3 protein-coding genes are annotated in these 11478 nt (G+C 64.5%); 2 read left to right on the top strand and 1 reads right to left on the bottom strand.

Going from position 1 to position 11478, the window contains the following annotated elements; genetic code table 11:
* Positions 1-399: 399 nt before the first annotated feature.
* The gene (locus PG5_RS19175; protein ID WP_020798776.1) at positions 400-1965 is read right to left on the bottom strand and encodes a PAS domain-containing methyl-accepting chemotaxis protein; all 1566 of its coding nucleotides are present in this window, start codon (positions 1963-1965) and stop codon (positions 400-402) included.
* Between the two features lie 386 nt (positions 1966-2351).
* Here PG5_RS19175 and PG5_RS19170 point away from each other — a divergent pair, with 386 nt between their 5' ends.
* Positions 2352-9899 carry a type I polyketide synthase gene (locus tag PG5_RS19170; protein WP_020798775.1) on the top strand — a complete coding sequence of 2516 codons (7548 nt, stop codon included), beginning with the start codon at positions 2352-2354 and terminating at the stop codon, positions 9897-9899.
* Positions 9900-9909: 10 nt separating this feature from the next.
* Positions 9910-11259: an aminotransferase class I/II-fold pyridoxal phosphate-dependent enzyme gene (locus tag PG5_RS19165; protein WP_020798774.1), complete on the top strand. Its 1350-nt coding sequence runs from the start codon at positions 9910-9912 to the stop codon at positions 11257-11259.
* Positions 11260-11478 lie beyond the last annotated feature (219 nt).

The following is an 11478-nucleotide window of genomic DNA, read 5'->3' as shown; positions in this document are numbered from 1 at the left end:
CGCGGAGCGTCCCGGGCTGCATTCCCACGCAGAGCGTGGGAACGATCAAGATCAACAGCCTCGCACCCCGATCATTCCCACGCGCAGCAAGGAATGCATCCAAGGGGCGCTCCGCGTTCCGCCTTTGCGGCCAGAGGGAACGACGCGCCCCCGATCGTTCCCACGCTCTGCGTGGGAATGCATCCAGGGACGCTCCGCGTTCCGCTTTTTGCTGCCCGTGGGAACAACGCCCCCCGATCGTTCCCACGCTCTGCGTGGGAATGCAGCCAGGGACGCTCCGCGTTCCGCTTTTGCTGCCGTGGGAACGACGCACCTTGATCGTTCCCACGCGCAGCAAAGGAATGCCGCCCGGGACGCTCCGCGTTCCGCTTTTTGCTGCCCGTGGGAGGGAGGGGCAGGTCAGCGGTTAAACCGCTCCACCAACGAGTACTGGGTATTCGCGGTCTTGGTCAGCTCTTCGCTCAGCAATGCCGAGTTCTGCGCCTGTTCCGAGGTCTGGTCCGCCAGTGCCGAAATGTTGCTGATGTTGCGGCTGATTTCTTCGGCCACGGCGCTTTGCTCTTCGGTCGCGGCGGCGATCTGGGTGGTCATGTCGGTGATGTTGGCCACCGCTTCGCTGATCCCCACCAGGGCCTGGTCCGCTTCCAACACTCGTGCCACACCTTCTTCGGCCTGGCGATGCCCGGCTTCCATGGTCTGCACCGCGGTGCCCGCGGTTTGCTGGAGCTTGGCAATCAGGGCGTGGATCTGCCCGGTGGATTCGCTGGTGCGTTGGGCCAGTTGGCGAACTTCGTCGGCCACTACCGCAAAGCCACGCCCCATCTCGCCGGCTCGCGCCGCTTCGATGGCCGCGTTCAGTGCCAACAGGTTGGTCTGGTCGGCGATGCCTTTGATCACATCGACCACGCCGCCGATTTCGTTGCTGTCCTTGGCCAGTTGGGTCACGGTCAGGCCGGTTTCGCCCACCACCACCGAGAGGCGCTGAATGGCTTCGCGGGTTTCCCCGGCGATGTCGCGGCCTCGACCAGTCAGGCGGTTGGCCTCCTGGGTGGCGTCGGCGGTGCGCTGTACATGGCTGGCGACTTCCTGGGTGGTGGCAGCCATCTGGTTGACGGCGGTGGCCACCTGTTCGGTCTCGACGCGTTGGCGTTCCAGGCCGGTGGAGCTGTTGTGCGCCAGGGCGTCGGATTGCTTCGCCTGGTCGGTCAGGTGCTCGGCGGTGTCCTGCAGTCGGGTCAGGCACGTTTTCAGGCGGGCTTCCTGGCTGAGGATCGACATTTCCAGGCGTGCCTGGGCACCGCGGCTGTCGGTGTACATCTGCGCAATCAGCGGGTCGGACGTGGTCTGCTCGGCCAGGCGCAGCAAGCGCTTGATGCCGCGTTGCTGCCAGCCCAGGCCCAAAAGGCCCAGTGGCACCGAAAGAGCGGCCGCCAGGGCAAAGCCCCACTGCGAGTTCAAGGTCGCACCGATCATGAAGCTCAACTGGCTGACCAGAATGAACGGCAACCAGTCCTGCAGGACCGGCATCCATTTATCCGAAGAAGGAACGGCCGACTTGCCCTGGTTGATGCGTTGATAGAGCGCTTCGGCGCGGCGAATCTGTTCGGCGGTGGGCTTGACCCGCACCGACTCGTAACCGATCACCTGATTGCCTTCGAAGATCGGCGTCACATAGGCGTTAACCCAGTAGTGGTCACCGCTCTTGCAGCGATTCTTGACAATGCCCATCCATGGCAAGCCTTGTTTAAGTGTGCCCCACATGTGCGCGAAGACCGCAGCGGGAACGTCGGGGTGACGCACCAGGTTGTGCGGCGCACGGATCAATTCCTCACGCGAAAACCCGCTGATCTCGACGAAATCGTCGTTGCAGTAGGTGATCATGCCTTTGGCATCTGTGGTGGAAATCAACCGTTGCTGAGCCGGAAAGGTCCGTTCGCGTTGTGTAATGGGCTGGTTATTACGCATGGCTTGTTTAATCCGCAAGGCTTTGACAGGTTGTCGGCCGTGCAGCGGCTTTATTGAATTTATTTTTTTGCCGGGCGCAAGGCGTGAAACAAGTCGCAGGAATGCGACGACGAGTCGTACTGTAACGGTTTGTAAGGGTTTCCCTCGCGGGGCGCTCAGCGTATGATTTTGCGCCCCCGGCGCTGGCGCTTTAGTGGTTCACCCTTGAAGGGGCACTGGAGTCGATGCCGGGCAGAAAAAGTACTCCTAATAATAAATACAGAGTCACTACCCAACGGAATTTAGCAAGTTTCTCAACGTTATGTTGAACCCATGAGGGCGTTCGACACACCCATCGCACGAAGTGATGGCGGGACCGTTGAGAATATAAAAAGGTGGATTAAGTCATGCGTAAAAAAGTTGCAATTATTGGGGCTTCGTTCCGTTTTCCAGGCTCCACTTCCGCAACTTTTTGGCAGAACCTGCTGGAAGGGCACGACTTCATCACGCAGGTCGACCCGTCCCGCTGGTCCCGAGATGCGTTTTACCACCCCGACAAGGCCAACCCTGGCACCGCCTACACCCTGGCGGCCGGTACGCTGGGCGACATCTCTACCTTCGATGCTGGCTTCTTCAGCATTTCTCCGCGCGAAGCGGCGATCATGGACCCCCAACAGCGCCTGTTGCTGGAGCTGGGCTGGGAAGTGTTCGAGAACGCCGGGGTAAAACCCTCGAGCGTGCGCGGCAGCAATTGCGGTGTGTACCTGGGCATTGCCAGTACCGACTATGCGTATCGCCTGTCCCATGACCTGTCGTTGGTGGATGCCTCGACGGCCACGGGCAACACCTTCAGCATCGCGGCTAATCGCCTGTCGTACTTTTATGACCTGCACGGCCCGAGCATGGCGGTCGATACCGCGTGTTCCTCGTCGCTGGTGGCGTTCCACCAGGCTTGCCAGGCCATCCAAAGCGGCGATATCGACCAGGCACTGGCCGGCGGTATCAGCCTGCACCTGCACCCGTTTGGCTTCCTGATCTTCTCCAAGGCCTCGATGCTGTCGCGCAAAGGGCGCTGCAACGTCTTCGACGAAGCCGGCGACGGTTATGTGCGTTCCGAAGGGGCAGGGCTGTTCTACCTCAAGGATTACGACAAGGCAGTGGCCGATGGCAACCAGATCCTCGCCGTCGTCGCCGGCACTGCGGTCAATACCGACGGGCGCAAATCCGGGCTGACCGTGCCGAGCGCCGACGCGCAGGCGGCCTTGATGACCCAGGCCTACGCCAGTGCCGGGATCTCACCGGCCGACATCGATTACCTGGAAGCCCACGGCACCGGTACACCGGTGGGCGACCCCATCGAAAGCCGGGCCATCGGCCTGGCGCTGGGCCAGGTACGCGGCGCGGACAAGCCGTTGTTGATCGGCTCGGTCAAGAGCAACATCGGTCACCTGGAAGCCGCGTCCGGTGTGGCCGGCTTGATGAAGGCGCTGTACTGCGTCACCGAGCGCCAGGTGCCGGCCACCATCGGCATCAAGAACCTCAACCCGCGTATTCCGTTCGCCGACCTCAACCTCAACGTCGCCACCCGCAACCACGCCCTCAAGCCGAGTGGCACGCTGGTGGTGGGGGTGAACTCCTTCGGTTTCGGTGGCGCCAACGCCCACGTCATCCTGCAAAGTCACACGCCGGACGTAACACCGCCGGTTGTCCCGGCAGGCCCGGTGCCGTTGATGGTCACGGCCAAGGACAGCGCCGGCTTGGGGGCCATGGCAGAAAGCATCGCCCAGCACCTGGGCGATCACCCGGCAGACGGTCTGTACGAAGTCGCGTACCAGGCAATGCTGCGTCGCGACCTGCATCCGCAGCGCGTGGTGGTGTTCGAGGCCGATCAACAGCAAAGCGCCCAGGCGCTTCTGGATTTCGCCCTTGACCCGGCTGTGTCGGCCTTGAGCTCGGTGGTCGAAAGCGGTCGCGCGCTGGATCAGGCCAAGGGCCCGGTGTTCGTGTACTCCGGCAATGGCTCGCAGTGGCAGGGCATGGGCAAGGCGCTGCTCGCCGATGCGGTGTTCCATGCCGCGGTGACGGAAGTCGATTCAGTGTTCCAGCCACTGTCGGGCTATTCGCTGATCAAGGAACTGGCGGGCGACTACGGCCAGGAGCGTTATCACCTGACCGAACTGGCCCAGCCTGCGTTGTTCGCGCTGCAAGTGGGCGTGACCCGCATGCTGGAAAGCAAAGGCGTGGTGCCGCAGGTGGTGATGGGCCACAGCGTTGGCGAAGTGGCGGCAGCGTGGGCGTGTGGCGCCCTGAGCCTTGTCGATGCAACCCGCGTGATCTACCACCGCAGTCGCCTGCAGGGACTGACCGCCGGTTCCGGGCAGATGTCCGCCGTGGGCCTGTCGGGCAGTGACACCGCCAACCTGCTGCTGGAGCTGGGCCTGGATGACGTGGTCGTCGCCGGCGAAAACAGCTTCAAGGGCGCCACCGTTGCCGGTTCCCTGGCGGGGCTTGAGCGTCTGGAGCAGGCATTGACCGAGCGCCAGGTGTTCGTGCGCCGTCTTGGCCTGGACTACGCCTTCCACTCCCCGGCCATGAACGTCATCGCCGAACAGGTGGTCGAGGCTTTGCGCGATATCGCGCCGCGCGCCAGCACGATCCCGATGTATTCCACGGTCACCGGTGGCTTGCTCGATGGCGAACGCCTGGACGCCGAGTACTGGTGGCAGAACATCCGTTTCCCGGTGCTGTTCCAGTCCGCCAGCGAGACCCTGTGCGAGCAAGGCTATAACGTCTTCGTCGAAGTCGGTCCGCACCCGATCCTGCGCAGCTATGTCAGCGATGCCCTGGCGGCACGCGAGCAGCAGGGCGTGGTGATCGCCACGCTCAAGCGCCACGACGACGCGCCGCCAATGGTCACCCGCGCGGTGGCCAAGGTGCTGATCAGTGGCGTCGATACCGACCTGGCGTGCCTGTTCCCGAGCACCGGGCGCTTCGTGCGCCTGCCCAACTATGCCTGGCAGCGCGAGCGCCACTGGCACGGCGACACGCCGGAGTCGGCGCGCACGCTGTACCACGATCGGGTGCATCCGCTGCTGGGTCATGCGGTTCCCGGCCACGAACTGACCTGGGACAATCGCCTGGACACGCAACTGTTCCCGTCCCTTGAAGACCACAAGGTCGGCGATGCCGTGCTGTTCCCCGGCGCCGGTTTCACCGAGCTGGTGCTGGCGGCCGCGCAGTGCTACCAGCCGGGCGAATTCGTCGACATCGAAGAGCTGGAAATCCACAGCCCGCTGGTGCTGCACGCCGAGTCGAGCAAGCGCGTGCGCGTGCAGATCGACAGCAGCGATGGCACCGTGTCGATCGTGTCGCGCAGCACTTCCCAGGAAGAACCCTGGGCCCGCCACGTGGTCGCCCGCCTGCCGGGTGAGGCCCGTGGTGTGCTGCTCAACGAGCCGGCGCCCGTGCTGCCGACCCGTGCCGCGGATTTCACCCGCGCTGAACATTTGCAACTGACCACGGCGGTCGGCCTGAATTACGGCCCGGCCTACCAGGCCATCGAAGCCGGCTGGATCGACGGTGACCAGGTGCTGGCGCAACTCAGCCCACCGAGCGTGATTGAGTCGGAGCTGGCGGCCCTGCACCTGCATCCGGCGTTGCTGGACAGCGCGTTCCAGCTGATCACCCAGTTGCTCAGCCGCGATTCGAAGGCGCGTAACGGCCTGGCATTCATTCCGGTGAAACTGGGGCGCATCAACTTCGCCGCGGGCAGCCTGACACCGTGCCTGGCCAAGGTGCGCCTGGTGCGTCGCTCGGAGCACTCGCTGTTGGCGGATTTCACCCTGTTCGACGCCCAGGGCCACGCCGTGGTGTGCATCAAGGACGCGCGTTTCCGTGCGGTCAAGCTGCACAAGGATCGCAGCGGCGACCTGAAGCTGGTGGATTTCGCCGGTATCGCCAAACCCTATCCATTGGCCGCCCGCGCGCAACCGCAACCGGGTGCGCCCTTGCACAGCGCCCTGGCGCAAAGCCTGGCGTCGGTGAGCGATGAACCGACCCTGGTGCGTTACAGCCAGGAAGTCGATCCACTGCTCGACAGCCTGTGCGGCAGTTTCGTGCTGGAGGCCATCGCGTCCCTCGGCGGCCAGCTCAGCGCGGCGCAACGGGCGACCTGGCAGGCTGACGCGCAAGGTTTCTCGGGCTACCTGGACCATCTGCTGCAGCAGGCCCTGGAGGACGGCAGCCTGGTTGCCAGCGGCGATAACTGGCAGCTGGTCGATCAGGGCGAGATGCCCAGCGCCCAGGACATCTGGCAGGAACTGTTCCGCAGTTATCCCGAGCATTTCCAGATCATTCACTCGGTGGGCCGTATCGGTATCCACCTGCTGGACCTGGTCAGCGGCGCGGTGCAGATCGAAACACTGCTGCCCCGTGAAACCTCGCCTGCGCAACTGGCCCGTCAGGTGCTGGGCGCCAGCGGCTATCACGCCGTGCTGGACGCGATCACACACCATATCGAACAACGCCTGGCCGTGCTCCCGGCGGGCCAGCGCCTGCGCATCCTCGAGCTCGGCTTCGGCGGTTCGCCTTTCGCCGCGCAACTCTGTGCGCAGCTGGACTTCGACCGAGTCGACTACCAGTACAGCGCCGACGACCTGGACCCGGCCAGCCTGCTGCAAGCCGACTTCCCGGACCTGCGCTTGCTCAGCCTGGACGATGCCGCGCAACAGCCGACCGTACCGGCCGCAGGCTTCGACCTGGTGCTGGTGGCCTCCGACCTGGCGCCGCTGCAGGCCATCAGCGCAGGACTGACCCATGGCGCGGCGCGCTTGTCGGCCGGCGGCCAGCTGATGTTGTTGGCGCAGCACCCGGCCCGTTGGGCGGATTTCGTCTTCGGCGCGCAACCTTCGTGGTGGCTGGCCGGGCAGGGCCAGGGCAGCTTGTCGGTGCAACAGCGCCCGGGCTTCTGGCAACAGGAATTGCGTCGTCACGGCCTGAGTGTCGGCGAAGCGCTGGAATTGTGCCCGGGCATGTCCAGCGGCAGCTACCTGCTGGTGGGCGCGGCCGCAGCGGCGGCAGCATTCGAGCCGCAACCACTGCCGGCCCAGCGCTGGTTGCTGGTGGCCGATGAGCAGGGCGCGGAACACGCCTTCGCCCAGCAATTGGCCACCGCCCTGCGCGAGCAAGGGCAAAGTATTGACTGGCTGGCGCCGGCGTCGGCCCAGGACCTGGCCGAGCAACTGCGCGCCATGGCGGCGCCCCAGCACGTGCTGTTGCTCAGCGGCCTGTTCGGCAGCCAGGGCCTGGATGACCAGGCGCGGCGCTGCATGCTGGCCGCGGCACTGACCCAGGCCTGCGAGCAGGCGGGTATCAGCCCCGATTGCTGGCTGCTGACCCGAGGTGCGGCGGTGCATTTGCTGCCAGCCGCTGCACAGGTCGCAGGTGACCTGGCATCCGTTGCCGATGCGGCGTTGTGGGGCTTTGGTCGCACCCTGGCCAACGAAGCCGTGGGTTGCCGCGTGCGTCTGCTGGACCTGGCCGAAGGCGCCGGGGTCGACGCGTTGCTGCCGGCCTTGCTGAATGCCGATGACGAAACCGAACTGGCTATCAGTGCCGAAGGCGATCGTTACGTGGCTCGCCTGCGAGTGCGCCCTGATCAGCTGGATGCCAGCGCCCTGCAACAAACCGCGACCCAGGTCAGCCTCGGCTTCGAACTGCCGGGCCAGTTGCGCAACCTGCGCTGGGAAGCCCACGAGCCGATGGTGCCGAAGGGCGATGAACTGGACATCGCGGTCCAGGCCACCGGCCTGAACTTCCGCGACGTCATGTATGCCCTCGGCCTGTTGTCCGACGAAGCCATCGAGAACGGGTTCTCCGGCCCGACCCTGGGTTTTGAATTCGCCGGTGTCGTGCGCGCCAAGGGTGCGCAGGTCGAAGGTGACTTCCAGCCGGGAGATCGGGTGGTCGGCTTTGGTCCATCGAGCTTCGCCAACCGCCTGGTCACCAATGCCAATGCGGTGGCGCGAATCCCCGAGGGCATGTCCTTCGAGGCGGCGGCGACCATCCCGAGCACCTTCTTCACTGTGTACTACGCGCTGCACCACCTGGCGCGCCTGGAACCAGGCGAGAAAATCCTCATCCACGGTGCCGCCGGTGGTGTCGGCATCGCCGCGATCCAGATCGCCAAATGGTGCGGGGCCGAGATCTACGCCACCGCTGGCAGCGACGAAAAACGCGACTTCCTGCGCTTGCTCGGGGTCGAGCACGTGTTCGATTCGCGCTCGCTGGCGTTTGCCGACGAGATCCTGGCGATCACCGCCGGCCGTGGTGTTGATGTAGTGCTCAATTCCCTGGCGGGCGAGGCGATCAACCGCAACTTGCAAGTGCTCAAGCCATTTGGGCGCTTCCTCGAACTGGGCAAGCGCGACTTCTACCAGAACACCAAGATTGGCCTGCGGCCGTTCCGCAACAACATCAGCTACTTCGGCATCGACGCCGACCAACTGATGAGCGAGCGCCCGGACCTGACCCGCCGCCTGTTCGCCGACATGATGCAGTTGTTCCGCGACGGCATCCTCAGTCCGTTGCCGTACCGTGAATTCGACGCCAACGATGTGGTCGAGTCGTTCCGCTACATGCAGCAGGCGCGGCAGATCGGCAAGATCGTCGTCACCTACCGCACGCCGATCCAACAGGTGTTCCGTGCGCCGCTGGCACAGGCACCGGCCTTGCAACTCGCCGCCGACGGCACCTACCTGGTGACCGGCGGGCTCAGCGGTTTTGGCCTGCGTACCGCGCAATGGCTGGTCGACAAGGGCGCGCGGCACCTGGCATTGCTCGGCCGTCGCGGCGCGGCCACCGGAGAAGCACAACCGGCGCTGGCGGCTTGGCGCGAGCAGGGCATCGAGGTCCAGGCGCTGGCTTGCGACATCACCGACAGCGCCCAGTTGCGCAGCGTGTTGGCCAGTATCGAAGCCTCCAAGGCGCCGCTGCGTGGCGTGGTGCACGCGGCCACCGTGTTTGAAGACGGGCTGGTCCGCAACCTGACCCAGGCGCAATTGCAACGGGTGCTCGAACCCAAGGCCAAGGGCGCGCAGTACCTGCACGAACTGACCGCGCACCTGGCGCTGGACTTCTTCGTGTTGTTCTCTTCGGCGACTACCCTGTTCGGCAATCCGGGGCAGGCCAACTACGTGGCGGCCAACCACTGGCTCGAAGCCCTGGCCCGTCATCGCCTGCTGCAAGGCTTGCCGGCCACGGCGGTGCTGTGGGGGGCGATTGACGATGCAGGGTTCCTGGCGCGCAACCAGGACATCAAGGACGCCCTGCAAAGTCGCATGGGCGGCGCGGCCCTGCAGTCGCAAGCGGCCCTCGACACCCTCGAACGCTTGCTGCTGCAACAGCGCTCTGGATTGGGTGTACTGGAGCTCGACTGGAAAGCCCTGTCGCGCTTCCTGCCGGCTGCGGGTTCGCCGAAGTTCAGTGAACTGGCGCGGCTGCACAGTGGCGAGCAAGAGGAAGAGAGCAACGTCGATGACATCCAGCGCCTGTTGCTGGAGATGAACGACCAGGAACTCACCGAACTGTTCGCCGAAATGCTCAAGCAGGAAATCAGCGAGATCCTGCGCATGCCGACCAGCAAGCTCGACAGCAACCGACCGCTGCAGGAACTGGGGCTGGACTCGTTGATGAGTGTGGAGCTGGTGGTGGCGGTGGAGGAGCGCTTCGGCATTCGCTTGCCGGTGATGGAGCTGAGCGAAACCTCCAGCATCGCCAAATTGACCGTGCGCATTCTTGAACTGCTGCGCGGCAGCCAGGACGCGGAGGCCGCGCCCGTTGCCGAAGACAACCTGCAGGCGCTGACCCTGGCTCGCCACGGCGCCGAATTGTCCGAAGCTGAGCTGGCCCAGGTCCGCCAGGGCGCGCGCGACCCTGATTCTCAACTATCTCGTTGATCAATTGACTATGACCTCAAAAAGTTCACCAGGGCTTGGCGCTTCGATGAAAGACAAGCTGATCCAGCAAGCCCTGGAACGGCGCCAGCGGCAAACCGGCGACGGCGCGCTGCCAGCCTCGCTGGCGGACGTGAGCCGCCATGCACGGGCGGTGCCGGAGCAGTTCTACCGCTTCGATCAGCATCCTGGTTATCAACAACTGCGGATCATGCATGACGGCGCGGCGCGCTTTGGCCTGGCCAATCCGTTCTTCAAGTTGCATGAAAGCCTGGCGGGCGCCGAAACGACGATCCAGGGTCAGCGCTTCGTCAACTTCGCCAGCTACAACTACCTGGGTTACTCCGGTCATCCGGTGGTGGCCGAGGCGGCCAAGGCGGCCATCGATCACTACGGCACGTCGGTGTCGGCCAGCCGCCTGGTGTCCGGCGACCGGCCGATCCATCGCGAGCTGGAAGCCGAACTGGCCCGCTTATACGAGGTGGATGACGCCGTGACCTTCGTCAGTGGGCATGCCACCAACGTCACCACCATCGGCTACCTGTTCGGCCCGCGGGACCTGGTGATCCACGACGAACTTATCCACAACAGTGTGCTGCAAGGCATCCAGTTGTCCGGTGCGCGACGCTTGAGCTTCGCTCACAACGACGTCGAAGCCCTCGATCGTCTGCTGGGCGATCAGCGCCAGCATTTCGAGCGGGTGCTGGTGGTGCTCGAAGGCATCTACAGCATGGATGGCGACTACCCGGACCTGCCGCGTTTCGTCGAGCTGAAGAACAGGCACAAGGTGTTCCTGATGGTCGACGAGGCCCACTCGCTGGGTGTCATGGGGGCCAATGGCAAGGGTATTCGCGAGCACTTCGGCCTGGCGGGCAAAGACGTCGACATCTGGATGGGCACCCTGAGCAAGACCCTGGCCAGCTGCGGCGGCTACATTGCCGGCGAGTCGGCCCTGGTCGAGCACCTGAAGTTCATGGCGCCGGGTTTTCTCTACAGCGTTGGCATGCCGGCCTCGGTGGCGGCGGCGGCACTCGCAGCCGTACGTTGCATGGCCCACGACGCCGAGCGCGTGGCAACCTTGCAGGCCCGCGGCCAGCAGTTCCTTGCCCTGGCCCGCGAGGCGGGGCTGGATACCGGCACCAGTACCGGGCTTGCAGTCATTCCGGTGATCACCGGCAGCTCGGTCAAGGCCACCCAATTGTCCAGCGCCCTGGCCAAACGCGGGATCAACGCCCAACCGATCCTGCACCCGGCCGTCCCGGAAAAAGCCGCCCGCGTGCGTTTCTTCGTCTCTTGCCTGCACACCCCCGAACAAATCGCCCAGACCGTGGCCATTGTTGCGCAGGAACTGCAGAAGCTGTAACGCTGCACCCCTGCGCTCGCGGCTGTACCCGATCTACTGTGGGAGCGAGCCTGCTCGCGAAGGCGGCCTGGCAGGCGATAATTGTCTTTCAGGTGTACATATCCATTCCTGCGGTAACGGCCACCCGGGGTTTCGTTTTGACTGTAGGAGCCAGGCTTGCCGGCGAAGGCGTCCTGGCAGACGGTGATTGTCTTTCAGCTGTACATATCCGTTGCTGCG

This window comes from Pseudomonas sp. G5(2012) (assembly GCF_000408945.1).
Lineage (GTDB): Bacteria > Pseudomonadota > Gammaproteobacteria > Pseudomonadales > Pseudomonadaceae > Aquipseudomonas > Aquipseudomonas umsongensis.
Note: the sequence above shows the minus strand (reverse complement) of the source record. Positions and strands in the feature narration are given on the sequence as shown.